The sequence below is a fragment of the Methylobacterium frigidaeris genome, from assembly GCF_022179185.1.
In the GTDB taxonomy this organism is placed as follows: Bacteria; Pseudomonadota; Alphaproteobacteria; order Rhizobiales; family Beijerinckiaceae; genus Methylobacterium; species Methylobacterium frigidaeris.
On sequence record NZ_BPQJ01000004.1, the window covers coordinates 82198 to 95555 of the forward strand.

11 protein-coding genes are annotated in these 13358 nt (G+C 70.9%); 2 read left to right on the plus strand and 9 right to left on the minus strand.

Features of this window, described 5'->3' with window-relative positions; genetic code table 11:
• Positions 1-25: 25 nt before the first annotated feature.
• The 4 genes from MFF64_RS05520 to glgX all read right to left on the minus strand — a co-directional run bounded on the left by MFF64_RS05520 (position 26) and on the right by glgX (position 6934).
• A complete protein-coding gene (locus MFF64_RS05520; RefSeq protein ID WP_099898856.1) occupies positions 26-1642 on the minus strand; it encodes a hybrid sensor histidine kinase/response regulator in 1617 nt (538 codons plus the stop codon).
• Positions 1643-2061: 419 nt separating this feature from the next.
• Positions 2062-3981, minus strand: a complete 1920-nt coding sequence (locus tag MFF64_RS05525; protein WP_099898854.1) for an AI-2E family transporter — start codon at positions 3979-3981, stop codon at positions 2062-2064.
• Positions 3982-4118: 137 nt separating this feature from the next.
• Positions 4119-4496, minus strand: a complete 378-nt coding sequence (locus MFF64_RS05530; protein WP_099898866.1) for a response regulator — start codon at positions 4494-4496, stop codon at positions 4119-4121.
• A gap of 161 nt (positions 4497-4657) precedes the next feature.
• On the minus strand, positions 4658-6934 hold the full coding sequence (glgX, locus tag MFF64_RS05535; protein ID WP_099898864.1) for a glycogen debranching protein GlgX: 2277 nt from the start codon (positions 6932-6934) through the stop codon (positions 4658-4660).
• 220 nt (positions 6935-7154) lie between these two features.
• On the opposite strand from glgX, the gene MFF64_RS05540 reads away from it, so the two are divergent.
• A complete protein-coding gene (locus tag MFF64_RS05540) occupies positions 7155-7559 on the plus strand; it encodes a CBS domain-containing protein (protein WP_099898862.1) in 405 nt (134 codons plus the stop codon).
• A 1-nt stretch (position 7560) separates the two neighbouring features.
• On the opposite strand, the gene MFF64_RS05545 is transcribed toward MFF64_RS05540, so the two are convergent.
• The 3 genes from MFF64_RS05545 to cobD all read right to left on the minus strand — a co-directional run bounded on the left by MFF64_RS05545 (position 7561) and on the right by cobD (position 10458).
• Positions 7561-7842, minus strand: a complete 282-nt coding sequence (locus tag MFF64_RS05545) for a hypothetical protein (protein ID WP_099898852.1) — start codon at positions 7840-7842, stop codon at positions 7561-7563.
• 219 nt (positions 7843-8061) lie between these two features.
• The gene (locus MFF64_RS05550) at positions 8062-9366 is read right to left on the minus strand and encodes a KpsE/RkpR family capsule polysaccharide export protein (RefSeq protein WP_238189994.1); all 1305 of its coding nucleotides are present in this window, start codon (positions 9364-9366) and stop codon (positions 8062-8064) included.
• A gap of 93 nt (positions 9367-9459) precedes the next feature.
• Positions 9460-10458, minus strand: coding sequence for a threonine-phosphate decarboxylase CobD (cobD, locus tag MFF64_RS05555; protein WP_099898848.1), 999 nt, complete (start codon positions 10456-10458; stop codon positions 9460-9462).
• On the opposite strand from cobD, the gene cbiB reads away from it, so the two are divergent.
• On the plus strand, positions 10457-11452 hold the full coding sequence (cbiB, locus tag MFF64_RS05560; RefSeq protein ID WP_099898846.1) for an adenosylcobinamide-phosphate synthase CbiB: 996 nt from the start codon (positions 10457-10459) through the stop codon (positions 11450-11452). The genes cobD and cbiB overlap by 2 nt on opposite strands.
• Positions 11453-11456: 4 nt before the next feature.
• On the opposite strand, the gene MFF64_RS05565 is transcribed toward cbiB, so the two are convergent.
• Together MFF64_RS05565 and MFF64_RS05570 are read right to left on the minus strand one after the other, a co-directional pair.
• Positions 11457-11768 carry a hypothetical protein gene (locus MFF64_RS05565; RefSeq protein WP_099898844.1) on the minus strand — a complete coding sequence of 104 codons (312 nt, stop codon included), beginning with the start codon at positions 11766-11768 and terminating at the stop codon, positions 11457-11459.
• A gap of 211 nt (positions 11769-11979) precedes the next feature.
• Positions 11980-13242: an MFS transporter gene (locus MFF64_RS05570; RefSeq protein ID WP_238190125.1), complete on the minus strand. Its 1263-nt coding sequence runs from the start codon at positions 13240-13242 to the stop codon at positions 11980-11982.
• Between the last annotated feature and the right edge of the window lie 116 nt (positions 13243-13358).

Consider the following 13358-nt stretch of genomic DNA (forward strand, 5'->3'; position numbering starts at 1 on the left):
CCCGTCGGCGCCGTGATGTCGCGCCTCACGTCACCCCGGTCGGCCCGTCGAGCACCGCCCGCACCCGCCGCGCCAGCTCCATCCGCCGGTACGGCTTGTTGATGATCTCGAACTCGCTGCCACCGGCATCGGTGCGCTCCAGCGAAGCCTCGGCGTAGCCGGTGGTGAGCAGCACCTTGAGGCGGGGCTGGCGGCGGCGCGCCTCGCGGGCAAGCATCACGCCGTTCATGCCGCCGGGCATGATCAGGTCGGAGAACAGCAGGTCGACCCGGTCGCCGCCGTCGAGGAGTTCGAGGGCCTGGCGACCGTCGGTGGCGAGCAGGGTGGTGTAGCCGAAATCGCGCAGGATCGCCCGGGCCAGCTCGGCGACGTCGCGGCGGTCGTCGACGACCAGGATCGTCTCGGTGCCGGCGCGCTGGTCGCCGCGATGGCCCGGGCCCGGAGCCGGGCGCTCGTCGCTGTCGCTCATCGGGAAGTAGAGCCGCACGGTGGTGCCGTGGCCGGCCCGCGACTCGATCACCACGGTGCCGCCGGACTGCTTGGCGAAGCCGTACACCATGGCGAGGCCGAGGCCCGTGCCGCGCCCCTCCTCCTTGGTGGTGAAGAACGGCTCCATCACCCGTGCCAGGATCTCCGGCGGCATCCCATTGCCGGTGTCGGTCACCGAGGCCGAGACGTAGCGCCCGGGCTTCGGCAGGCCGGAGGGCAGCTCGTCCGCGTCGAAGACGTGGTTCTCGGTCCGGAGCATCACCGTGCCGCCGTCCGGCATCGCGTCGCGGGCGTTGATCAGGATGTTGAGCAGCGCGACCTCGGTCTGGGTCGGGTCGAGGCGGGCGTTCCACAGACCCTCGGTCAGCTCCGCCTCGACAGTGATCCTCTCGCCGAGGGTGCGGCCGACGAGGTCGCGCATGCCCTCGATCAGGTTGTTGAGGTTCACCGCCCGCCCGTCGAGGCGCTGCTTGCGGGCGAAGGCCAGGAGCTGCTGGGTCAGGGTGGTGGCGCGCTCGGCGGCGTTGCGGATGTTGTCGACCGCCCGCGCCATCCGGCGCGGGTCGGTGGCCGGATCCTCGAGGCCCAATTGCAGGATGTCGACGTAGCCGACCACCACCTGGAGCAGGTTGTTGAAGTCGTGGGCGATGCCGCCGGTGAGCTGGCCCAGGGCCTCCATCTTCTGTGACTGGCGCAGGGCCTCCTCGGCGTCGCGCCGGCGCGACACGTCGAGCTGAGAGCCGAAGAAGTACACGAGCTCGCCCGCCGGATCGTAGACCGGCGAGATGAACAGCGCGTTCCAGAAGGTCGAGCCGTTCTTGCGGTAGTTCAGGATCTCGGTGGCGATCTCCTTGCGCTCCGCGATGGCGCGGCGCACATCCGACACCGTCTCGCTGTCAGTCTCGGGGCCTTGCAGGAAGCGGCAGTTGCGGCCGACCAGCTCCTCGGGCGCGTAGCCGGTCATCGCCCGGAAGGCCTGGTTGGCGAAGATGATCGGGTTGTCCGGCTGGCGCGGATCGGTGACGATCATCGGCATCCGCGTCATCTCGACGGCGGCGAAGAAGATGTCGCTGTGTTGGTCCGAGACATCGGTGGGCACGTCCGCCACGGTCGGCCGGGATCCGAGTTCGATCGGCGTTCGCTTCACACTCATCGTCGCTCCGGTGGCCCGCTGACCGTACCCCGCATCCGCATGGGATCCTACTCCCGGCGCCCCTGCACAACGGTCAATGCCACCAGCGGCAACCGCGACCGGGCGTCGCTTCGGGACTTGGATAAGCCAGGCGACGCAAGGTTGCAATCGTCGCCGCGGTGGATATTGGCGTGCGAGAGGCGATCCCGATCCGAAAAAAGATCGCCGCAACTGGATTTAAGCGCTTCTCCTAAAAGGCTGGACTTGCTCACGGCCGCTGCGACACCACAGCGACGGGATAATCCCGTCGGATTATGCTCTCACAAGCGCGAGAGATACAGATCTATGCGTTGTTCTCTGGGAGGCCGGGATCGTGCGCGGCCTCCCGATCGCATCCTCGCCTCTGCCGCGTCTTGCGGCGAAGCCGTCCGTACCGTCGCTCAGGCCGCCTTGCGCCGCGTCTCCCGGGCCTCGCCGGCGCCCGAGAGCGTCAGGGCGGCGTCGAGGGCGTCGCTGATCGTGGTGACCAGGATGTCGGCGGAGGTCGCCCGGCGCAGGCGGTCGCGGCCAGCCGGATCGCGCTCGCGCCAGATCGCCACCATCACCCGGACGCCCGGGATCGCCCGGCGGGCGAGGCGGGCGGCGAGCCGGATGTGGGAGGTGCTGATCGGCTCGATGTAGGACAGGCAGACCAGGGCAACGCCCTCGGTCTCCGGCCGCTCGCCCTTGTTCAGGGCGTCCTGGCTGGTGGTGCGGGCCGACAAGCCGTGATGCCCCAGCACCTGGGCCAGCATGCCGGCGGCAGCGGCGTCGAACGGCCCGCGGGCCGCCACCACCAGGACCGGGGCGGGCCCGCGCCAGGCCGGGCTTAAATCCTCCGGGCGACGCACGATGGCGGTCGAGGCCCGGTCCGGACCGAGAGCGGCCACCGCCGCCTCGATCTCGGCGCTGCGCACCGCCGACGCTCCCTTGCGGACCGGCAGCGTGCCGAGGGTCGTCACCACGCTCTCGATCGCCCGCCCGACCGCCTGCTGGCGGTCCGCCGCCAGCGCCCCGCTCGCGCGGTCGTTCTGGGCGAGCCGCAGGCCGCCGAGCGCGATCTCGTCGTAATAGGTGGCGAGCGCCCGCTCCTTCAGCACCTGTCGCGCCTTGTCGATCGCCTCGAGGGGGTCGCCCGCCAGCATGCGCTGGTAGAAGATCTCGGACGGGGCGAGCGCCGGCCGGTCGCCGAGCATCACGTCGAGGAAGGCGAGGCGCTCGACGTGGCGGCCGAGCACCACCAGGCAGACGGTGATCGGGGTAGCGAGCACCAGCCCGACCGGCCCCCACAGGAAGGTCCACAGAGTCGCGGCCAGGATCACCGCCACGGGCGACAGGCCGGTCGAGTGGCCGTAGAGCAGCGGCTCGACGACGTGCCCGGCGATCGGCTCGACGACGGCGAACAGCACGATCGTGGCGATCAGCATCGACCAGCCGGGATCGACCGCCGCCGCGAGCAGGAGCGGGAAGGCCATGCCGATGACCGCGCCGATATAGGGCACGAAGCGCAGGATCGCCGCGAGCACGCCCCACAGGATCGGGCTCGGCACGCCGATCAGCCACAGGCCCACCGCGATCACCACCCCGAAGGCGAGGTTGAGCCCGGCCTGGGCGAGGAAGAAGCGCGAGAGCCGCGCGACCGCGTCGTCCATCGCCGCCGTGGTGGCGCGCAGGTCGCCGGACCCGGCCAGGCGAATGGCGCGATTGCGCAGGTCCTCGCGCTGGGCGAGGAAGAACAGGGTGAAGAGCAGGATCAGCCCGACCGTGGCGAGCGGGTGCAGCACCGGCGCCACGACGCTGCCGAGGGTCGAGACCAGGCCGGCCTTCGGCTCGCGCACCTCGACCAGCATCGGCTTCTCGGCGTCGGACGACGCCCCGCCCTTCGCCTTCGCCTCCTGCGGCTGCAGGTCCTGGCTCAGGTCCTGCACCGCCTGGAACAGCCGCTCCAGGGTGGCGCCGCCGCCGGCCTGGGCGCGCAGGGCGCCGATCTTCTCCCGCATCGTCACGGTGTAGCGCGGCAAGTCCGAGGCGAGTTGAGACGCCTCGTTGGCGATCAGGAGGCCCAAGCCGCCGATGCCCGCGAAGGTCGCCAGCACGACGACCAGCACGGCGAGGGAGCGCGGCAGGCGCCGGCGCTGCAGACCCCGCACCGCCGGGGCGAGGACGAAGCTGAGGAGCACCGCCAGGGTGATCGGCATCAGCACGTCGCGCCCGAGCGACAGGATCGCGCCGATCGCCAGCACCAGCAGGCAGGTCGCCAGCGCCGTGAACACCGGCATCGCGTCGCGCAGGCGGCGCGCCGTCACGGGATCGTCGATCATCGGCCTCTCATTGGACTATTGCGCCTTCGCATCGACGCAGCGAAGGCGTTCAGCGCACCGGCTCCGGCACCTGTCGGGCTTGGCCAGCGACGCCGCACGGATCCGTCCGACGGCGCTGCGGCCTCACACGCCGGATCTCAAGACGCGGGCGGCGTGCCGAGGGCGGCGCCGATCTGGGTCAGGAGCTTCGAGAAGTCGACCGGCTTCGGGTGGTAGTCGTCGCAGCCGGCCTGGATCACCTTCTCGCGGTCGCCCGACATGGCGTGGGCGGTGAGCGCGATGATCGGGATCCGGGCGGTCTCGGCGTCGGACTTGAGCGCGCGCGCCGCCGACCAGCCGTCGAGAACCGGCAGGTTCATGTCGAGCAGGATGATGTCGGGCCGGCTGGTGCGGGCCTTCATCACGCCCTCCTCGCCGTCATGGGCGAGCACCACCTCGTAGCCCCGCCGCTTGAGCCGCCGGGAGAGGAAATCCCAGATTTCCTCATGGTCCTCGACGAGAAGGATCTTCGCCACCGCCCCCACTCCACGCTCGCGCGAGACAGGACGCGGCCGGTCCGGCCGCCTCCTGGCATCGCGCCTGTTCGACAGGCCCTCATACACGCCCGTCCCCGCTGACGCAGGGGACGGGTGAGGCATTTCGGGCCCAACTCAAAGTGGGCAGGCTCGCCCGGTTGTCACCCCTCGTGCGGCAACCCGAACGCCACGCACTCGGATTCCGCCCGCTCGAAGGCCTGGATCACGTGCTGGTAGGAGCGCCAGGTCTCGCTGGCATGGTCCACGTCGGTCGGGCGCAGCACGAACAACAGCATCGAGCGGCCGGTCACCGCGTAGGTATCGCCCACGGCGAACCGGGCGAGGTCCTGGGTATCGGGCAGGTTGGTGTCGAGCACCCGCATCCAGGCATCGCCGCCGACCACCTCCGGCAGGGTGAACTCCACCACGTCGTGATAGGCGTTGAACAGGAGCATCAGGGTCGCCTCGCCCCCGCGCCGGTGGATGCCGCTCGACTGCGCCCGGCCGTCGAGGACGACGGCGAGCGAGCGGGCGCCGCCATCGTTCCAGTTCTCCGGGGTCATCTCGGTCCCGGCGGGCGTGAGCCAGCTCACGTCCTTGACGCCGAGCTCGGCATCGTAGGCGCCGGTGAGGAAGCGCCCGCGGCTCAGCATCGGCAGGGACTTGCGCAGGATCAGCAGGCGCTGGGTGAACTCGGCGAGATCCCGCTCGTCCTCACCGATCGCCTCCCAGTCGATCCACGAGATCTCGTTGTCCTGGCAATAGGCGTTGTTGTTGCCCTTCTGGGTTCGGGCGAACTCGTCGCCGGCGAGCAGCATCGGGGTGCCACGCGACAGGAGGAGCGTCGCCAGCAGGTTGCGCATCTGGCGCAGGCGCACGGCGCGGATCTCGGGATCGTCGGTCGGCCCCTCGACCCCGTAATTGTAGGACAGATTGTGAGAGTGCCCGTCCCGGTTGTCCTCGCCGTTCGCCGCATTGTGCTTCTCGTTGTACGAGACCGTATCGGCGAGGGTGAAGCCGTCATGGGCGGTGATGAAGTTCACCGAGGCCCAGGGACGCCGGCCGCGCTTGTTGAACTTGTCGGCCGAGCCGGTGAGGCGGGAGGCGAGCGCCGGGAGCAGGCCCTCGTCGCCTTTCCAGTAGCCGCGGACCTCGTCGCGGAACCGGTCGTTCCACTCGGCCCAGCCGGGCGGGAAGCCGCCGACCTGGTAGCCGCCCGGGCCGCAATCCCACGGCTCGGCGATCAGCTTGACCGAGGAGAGCACCGGGTCCTGGCGGCAGGAATCGAGGAAGCCGCCGCCCTCGTCGAAGCCGTAGGGCTCGCGGCCGAGGATCGTCGCGAGGTCGAAGCGGAACCCGTCGACCCGCATCTCGGTCGCCCAGTAGCGGAGAGAATCCGTCACCATCTGCAGCACCCGCGGGTGCGAGAGGTTGACGGTGTTCCCCGTGCCGGTGTCGTTGATGTAGTAGCGCTTCTGGTCCGGCAGCAGCCGGTAGTACGAGGCGTTGTCGATCCCCTTGAACGACAGGGTCGGACCCTTCTCGTTGCCCTCGGCGGTGTGGTTGTAGACCACGTCGAGGATCACCTCGAGGCCGGCCCCGTGCATCCGGGCCACCATCTCCTTGAACTCGGAGAAGGCGAAGTCCGGCACGGCGGCGTAGCGGCGGGCGGGGGCGAAGAACGAGAGGGTGTTGTACCCCCAGTAATTCACCAGGTCCTTCTCGAGCAGATAGCTGTCGTTGACGAAGGAGTGGATCGGCAGCAGTTCGACCGAGGTGACGCCGAGGCTGCGGATATAGGCCAGCACCTCAGGGGTGCCGAGGCCCGCATAGGTGCCGCGCAGGCGCTCCGGCACCGCCGGGTGCAGCTTGGTGAAGCCCTTGACGTGGGTCTCGTAGAAGACCGTCTTGTCCCACGGCACGTTCGGCTTCTGGTCGCGCCCCCAGGTGAAGGCGGGGTCGATCACCCGGCACTTGCGGGTGAAGGGCGCGCTGTCGCGGGTGTCGAAGGTGGTGTCGTCGCCGCTCTCCATCACGTAGCCGAAGAGCGCGGGGTTCCAGGTGACGGAACCGACCAGCGCCTTGGCGTAGGGATCGAGCAGCAGCTTGTTCGGGTTGAAGCGGTGGCCGGCCTCCGGCTCGTAGGGGCCGTGGACGCGGTAGGCATAGATCGTGCCGGGACGGGCGTCCGGCAGGTAGCCGTGCCAGACCTCGTCGGTGTATTCGGGCAGCTCGATCCGCTCGATCTCGGTCTCGCCGGTATCGTCGAACAGGCACAGCTCGACCTTGGTGGCGTGCGCGGAGAACAGCGCGAAGTTGACGCCGAGGCCGTCCCAGGTGGCGCCCAGGGGGAAGGGCTGGCCCTCGCTGATGCGCGAGTGCCGGGCCGCGGGCTGGGCCGCCGGGGTTTCCGGGGCGGGCTTGGACGTGAGTTCCATGTTCATGGGGGCGTTCGACGATCCCGGAGGCGAGAAGCCTGACTGTGGGCTGAACGCGCCGCCCCTCGCCCAAGCTCCCGTTCCATCGCCAAAATTTCCTGGGTGCCGTCCGGGAACTTTCCAGCGCCGGGACGGACCTCCGGCCGCGCTCGCGGGTTCCTGAGGATAGCGGGCGCATCCCGCGGCGGGGACCGGCATGAGTGTGACGATCGCGGACGTGATGAGCAGGGACGTGGAGTTCATCCCCGGCGACGCCCCGGTGCAGGAAGCCGCGGTGCTCATGGGCGAGCTCGATGTCGGCGCCCTGCCGGTCGGCACGGCGGACGCCCTCGACGGCGTGATCACCGACCGGGACATCCTCTACCGGGTCGTCGCCCAGGGGCTCGACCCGCGCCACGTCCGGGTGAGCGAGGCGATGTCGCGCCCGGTCGTGTCCTGCGCGGAGACCGACCCGGTGCGCACCGCCCTCGACCTGATGGCCGCCCACCATGTCCGGCGCCTGCCGGTGCGGGATGCGGGCGGGCGCGTCACCGGCTGGGTCACCCTGGCGGACCTGTCGCGGGCGCTGCTGCTCGGCGGCGACGCGCTCCAGACCTCGCTCAAGCGCCTGACCGAGGAGGCGTGAGCTAGATGCCGGCCGCGGCGGCGGCGTTGGCCGCCTCGTTGGCGCGCTCCGCCTCCAGGATGGTCTGGCGGGCGAGGTAGCGGGTCACGAGCGCCTCGACGTCGCGGATCGTCTCCTCGACGAGGTGTTCCTGGAGCCGGGCGCGGGGATCGTCGGCCTGCAGGTTCTCGCGCTCCTGGAGCCGGCGCATGGCCTGCTTGACCACCTGGTAGACCGCCTCGCGCTCCTCGCGGCTCATCGCCGGGGAGACGGCCCGGGCGACCAGGTCCGTGAAATCGGACATCGGGGTGCTGCTCGTCCTTGACGGTTGCGGGCGCTCCTTGCGGCGCCCCGACCCGCTTCATCGCACGACCGGCGCCGGGACCGAAGGCCCGGGCGAGGTCTTATACCTTCGCGCCTACGCATCGACGTGTCGATTCGAAGGCGACCGGCGCATCAGCGCCGGCGCCCGTTCGGGCTTGCCTGGCACCGTCGAACGCGTCCGTTCGAAGGTGCGGCGGTATTACATGTTGTGGTCCTTGACGCCGGCGATGAGCAGGCTGCTGCAGCCCCAGACCACCAGGAAGGCGAAGAAGGCGACGAACAGGGAGTGCCCGCGCATCGGCACGGTGGAGAGTTCGGGCCGGCTCGGCGGCACGAAGACCGCGAGGTAGACGTGCTGGCGGTTCGCCGCCACCCGGGCGCGGTCGAGCATCGTGGTGGCGGAATCGTTCAGCTTCTCGGCGATGGTGCGCTCGACCATCAGCCCCTCGTATTCCAGGATCGCGTCCGAGACGTGCCGTCCGCCGACCGCCATCCCGTCGCTGGTCAGCGAATCCTCGAGCTGCTTGATCTGCTGGTTGGTGGCGTTGAGGCTTGCCACGATGGTCTGGATCGAGCGCGACTTCTCGTCGAGGCCTGAGCCGCGCAGCACCTGCAGGTCGTTCTCCGCCTTGATCTTGTCCTTGCGCAAGGAGAGCAGGGTGGTCATCGTGGCCTCGGCGGACTTCGCCGGATCGATGATGCCCCAGCGGTTGCGGAACTCGCGCAGGGCGAGGTGGGCCTTGCGCATCCGCTCCTCGCTCGCCGCCAAGTCGTCCTTGCTGTGCTTGAGCATGTCCTGCTGCGCGCGGGACGAGATCGCGTTGATCAGCGCCTCGGCGCGGGCCATGACGTGGCGGCTGATCGCCAGGGCGTCGTCGGGCGTGAAGGCCTGCACCGTCAGGGTGATCACGCCCGAGACGAGATCGATGTGGACCTGGACGTGCTTGCGCCAGTACTTCAGCAACTGCTCGATCGGCTTGTCGCCGGAGTAGCGCGCCCAGAAATCGGCCTCGTCGCGGGTGAACATCCGGACGACGTCGAGCTCCTTCTGGGCGCTCTCCAGCATCGGCTGGCTCTGGATGTATTCCTGGACGATGTAGCTGTCCTGGCTGTTGTTCTTCTGGATCAGCGAGGAGAACTCGCCGAGCGCGACGTTGCCCATCGGCTCGACCTCGCCGCGGACGGCGAAGCGGGCCTCGACCACGTACTGGTCGGCGGCGAAGACGAACAGGTAGATCCCGACCACCGCCGTCGGCAGCAGCACGAAGAGGCCGATGTTGCGCAGCAGCCGTCCCAGGACCCGGTTCTGGGTGCCGGCGGCGGGCAGGAGCGGCACGCGGGTCCAGCGCAGCGGGTTGAGCAACGCTGGCAGCCGGCCCCGGGGGCCCTCGGGGGAGATCGGCTCGACCGTCTCGGCGTTGCGGCGCAGGTCGGGCACGGTGCGCCGCGCGAACGCGATCATGCTGCCGAGCCTGTCGCGCCGTTTGACCTCGTCCGCGTCCATTCTGCCTGATTCCCCGTGCGGCGTCGGCCGCCTTCGTGACCCCGATGGCCAGGGTTATCGGATGCTGCGGTTTTCGGCCTTTTTAATGGCGCCTCACCGCGCCCCGAGGGCGGCGGCGAGGCGCGTCCAGGCCGCCTCGTCGGGGGGCAGGCCGAAGCGCAGCCGCGCCGGCGCGGCCTCGAACCGGCGCACGAAGATCCCGGCGCGGCCGAGATGCCCGAACAGGCCCTGCGCATCGGAGAAGTCGGCGGTGCGAAACAGCGTCGTGCCGCCGACGATCCGGCCGCCGGCGGCCGCGAGCAGCGCATCGAGCCGGGCCGCGTCGCGGCTCCGCGCCGCGGCGGCCTCTCGCCGCCAGGCTTCGTCCGCCAGGGCGCGGCGGCCGATCACGATCGCCGGCCCCGACACTGCCCAGGGCCCGATCCCGCGGCGCAAGGCGCTGATCAAGGGCTCCGCCGCCACCGCGAAGCCGAGGCGCAGCCCGGCGAGGCCGTAGGTCTTGCCGAAGGAGCGCAGCACCAGGCAGCCGGGCGGGGGCGCCCCGCACAGGCTCGCGACGGGTTCGAGATCCGCGAAGGCCTCGTCGACCACGAGCCAGCCGCCGCCCGCCGCCAGCCCGGCCGCCGCCGACGCGAGGTCGCAGGCCGGCGCGACCCGCCCGTCCGGGTTGTTCGGGTTGACGACCACCACGACGTCGGCCTCCGTGGTGAGGTCCGCCACCGCCGCGACGGCGTGCCCGGCCCGGGCCCAGGACGCGGCATGCTCGGCATAGGTGGGACCGACCACCGCGACGCGGCCGGGGGGCCGCAGCCGTGGGATCAGGTCGATCAGCGCCTGCGTGCCGGGAGCCGCGACGACGTGGTCCGGCCTCGCGCCGTAGGCCTGCGCCGCCGCGGCCTCGAGGGCCGCGAGATCGGCGCGCGCCGGGAGCCGCGTGAAGGCGCTGGCCTCGAGGGCCGGCCACGGATAGGGGATCGGATTGATCCCCGTCGACAGGTCGATCCAGGGCTCGGGGGCCTGCGGGAAGAGCCGGCGGGCCTCGCCGAGGTCGCCCCCGTGCCGGATCGCCCCTTCCTCGCCATCGCTCGTCATGACCGCCCTGCTGCACCCGCCCGACAGCCTCCTGGTGCTCGTCCTCGCTCTCGCGGTCGAGGCCGGCCTCGGCTATCCGGACCGCCTCTACAGGCTGGCCGGCCATCCTGTCACCTGGATCGGCGGCCTGATCGCCGCCCTCGACCGCGGCCTCAACCGCGAGGCGGATCCGCCCGGATACCGGCGCGCCGCCGGGGTGCTGGCCGTCCTCATCGTCCTCGCGGCGACCGGCCTCGCCGCGCTCGCCCTCGCGCTCGCCTGCGGGGCGCTCGGGCTCCTTCCCGGCGTGGTTCTCTGCGCTCTGCTCGCCGCGAGCCTGCCGGCGCAAAACAGCCTCCACGACCACGTCGCCCGGGTGGCCCGGGATCTCGACCGCGACGGCCTTGCCGGTGGGCGGCGGGCGGTGGCGATGATCGTCGGGCGCAACCCCGAGACCCTCGACGAGGCCGCGCTCTGCCGCGCCGCCATCGAGAGCCTGGCCGAGAACTTCTCCGACGGCGTCGTGGCGCCGGCCTTCTGGCTCGGGGCCGGCGGCCTGCCCGGGGGCGCCCTCTACAAGGCGGTCAACACCGCCGACAGCATGATCGGCCACCGCACGCCGCGCCACGAGGCCTTCGGCTGGGCCGCCGCCCGCCTCGACGACCTCGTCAACCTGCCGGCCTCGCGCCTCACGGCCGGGCTCATCGTCGCCGCCGCCGCCCTGACACCGGGGGCCAGCGCCCGGGCCGCGCTCGCGGCGGTCCGGCGCGATGCCGGCCGCCACCGCTCGCCCAATGCCGGCTGGCCCGAGGCCGCGATGGCCGGCGCGCTGGGTCTCCGCCTCGCCGGCCCGCGGGTCTACGGCTCCACGCGGGTCGAGGATGCCTGGATGGGATCGGGGAGGCCCGAGGCCACGGCCGACGATATCCGTCGCGCGCTCGGGCTGTATCGGCGGGCGTGCGGGTTGCTGTGGGGGCTGGCGGCGGGGCTGGCCTGTCTCGCGCTGGCGGTGTGAGCCTTCACCGGTCCGGCTCGATGGAACCCTCGGCCTCGCCCGGCGTCGGCAGGTCTCGGCGGCCCGGTCGCGCAAAGGGGCGCGGGATCGCACCGAGGGCCGGATCGTCGAAGGACAGGTGGCGGGGCACGAGGGACGACCAGTCAGCCTTCCGCTTGCGGTAGAGATATTGATGCCCGCGCACCGTCTTCCAGGCCATCGACCCGGCGAAGCGCTGGGCGAGCTCGATCCGTGCCGCCCGATACGCCGCGAAGACCTGCTCGGCATCGACGAACTGGCGGACCTGCTCGTGAGTCCGGTCGGTGAGATCGGCCATCGCGTTTCGGGTCGGGCTGCCTGCCGCCCGATCCTACGCCGTCTCGCTCCATGTATACCCTCGCGCCGTCGCATCAGCGCCGGCGCCCGTTCGGGCTTGCCTGGCACCGTCGAACGCGTCCGTTCGAAGGTGCGGCGGTATGAGACCATTGAAAAGGCAGGCGTTATCCCTTTCACGGCCGAAACCGGCCGCGAAAGGGACAATCTCGCCGTCAGCGCCGGGCCGGGGTGAGGCCCCCGACCTCGGCCGTGCCGTGGCGCTTCAGGATGCCCTGGACCACGAACACCATCACCGCCCCGACGACGAGGCAGGCGGCGAGGAAGAGCATCGGCACGAGCTTGCTGCCGCTGACGTCGCCGATCCACGGCACGACGTTCTGGGCGATGAAGCCGCCGAGATTGCCGACCGAGTTGATCATCGCGATGCCTGCCGCCGCGGTGGCGCCGCGCAGGAAGGTCGGGGGCAGCGACCAGAAGACCGGCTGGCCCGAGAAGATGCCGGCCGCCGCCACGCAGAGGCAGGCGAACTTCACCGCGTCGCCGGGCAGCACCACGCTGAGGATGAGGCCCAGCGCACCGACGAGGGCCGGGCCGGCGATGTGCCAGGTAGTCTCGCCGGTGCGGGCGGCGTGCCGGGGCACCCACCACAGGGCGAGGGCGACGCAGATCCACGGGATGATGTTGATGAAGCCGTTCACGGTGTTCGAGACGCCGAAGCCCTTCACCACCGTGGGCAGCCAGTAGCTCAGGCCGTAGGCCGCGAGCGGGAAGGCGACGTAGAGGAGCGCGAGCAGCACCACGCGCTTGTCGGCGAGCACCCGGAACGGGTTGTGGTGGTCGGTGTGCGGGGTGCTCTCCGCCTCGCGCGCCAGGGTGTCGGCGAGCCATTTCTTCTGGTCGGCCCCGAGCCAGGGCGCCTTCTCGGGCCGGTCGGGCAGGATGACGAACACCACGGCGGCGAGGAGCACCGCCGGCACGCCCGTGGCGATGAACACCCACTGCCAGCCGCGGTAGCCCAGCAGGCCGTCGAGGTCGAGGAGCGCGCCGCCGATCGCCGCGCCGACGGCGTTGGCCACCGCGCTCGCGATCATGAACCAGCCGACCATCCGGCCGCGGAAGACCTGCGGGAACCACAGGGTGAGCGCGTAGAGAACGCCGGGGAAGAACCCCGCCTCTGCCGCGCCGAGGAGAAAGCGCAGGATGTAGAACATCACCGGCCCGGTGGAGAAGCCGAGCAGGATCGTGATGACCCCCCATGTCGCCATGATCCGGGTGAACCATACCCGGGCGCCGACCCGCTCCAGGATCACGTTCGAGGGCACCTCGAACAGGAAGTAGGCGAGGAAGAACAGCGAGGCGCCGAAGCCGTAGGCCGCCTCGCTGAGGCCGAGGTCGCCCACCATCTGGAGCTTGGCGTAGGAGACGTTCTGCCGGTCGATGTAGGCGATCAGGTACATCAGGCCGAGGAGCGGCATCAGCCGCCACGTGATCGTCGAGATGGTGCCGACGCCAATGGCGTCGGTGCGGGCGCCGAGGGCGTCCTGCCGCTGGTCTGGCCTTTGCTGATCTGCCATGGGGCCTCCTCCCGGCC

Excerpts from the sequence above, each read along its gene's own strand:
- MFF64_RS05525 (WP_099898854.1), bottom strand. The coding sequence starts at position 3,981 with ATGATCGACGATCCCGTGACGGCGCGCCGCCTGCGCGACGCGATGCCG.
- MFF64_RS05540 (WP_099898862.1), top strand. The coding sequence starts at position 7,155 with ATGAGCAGGGACGTGGAGTTCATCCCCGGCGACGCCCCGGTGCAGGAA.
- MFF64_RS05570 (WP_238190125.1), bottom strand. The coding sequence starts at position 13,242 with ATGCCGCTCCTCGGCCTGATGTACCTGATCGCCTACATCGACCGGCAG.
- MFF64_RS05545 (WP_099898852.1), bottom strand. The coding sequence starts at position 7,842 with ATGTCCGATTTCACGGACCTGGTCGCCCGGGCCGTCTCCCCGGCGATG.
- glgX (WP_099898864.1), bottom strand. The coding sequence starts at position 6,934 with ATGGAACTCACGTCCAAGCCCGCCCCGGAAACCCCGGCGGCCCAGCCC.
- MFF64_RS05565 (WP_099898844.1), bottom strand. The coding sequence starts at position 11,768 with ATGGCCGATCTCACCGACCGGACTCACGAGCAGGTCCGCCAGTTCGTC.
- cbiB (WP_099898846.1), top strand. The coding sequence starts at position 10,457 with ATGACCGCCCTGCTGCACCCGCCCGACAGCCTCCTGGTGCTCGTCCTC.
- MFF64_RS05550 (WP_238189994.1), bottom strand. The coding sequence starts at position 9,366 with ATGGACGCGGACGAGGTCAAACGGCGCGACAGGCTCGGCAGCATGATC.
- cobD (WP_099898848.1), bottom strand. The coding sequence starts at position 10,458 with ATGACGAGCGATGGCGAGGAAGGGGCGATCCGGCACGGGGGCGACCTC.
- MFF64_RS05520 (WP_099898856.1), bottom strand. The coding sequence starts at position 1,642 with ATGAGTGTGAAGCGAACGCCGATCGAACTCGGATCCCGGCCGACCGTG.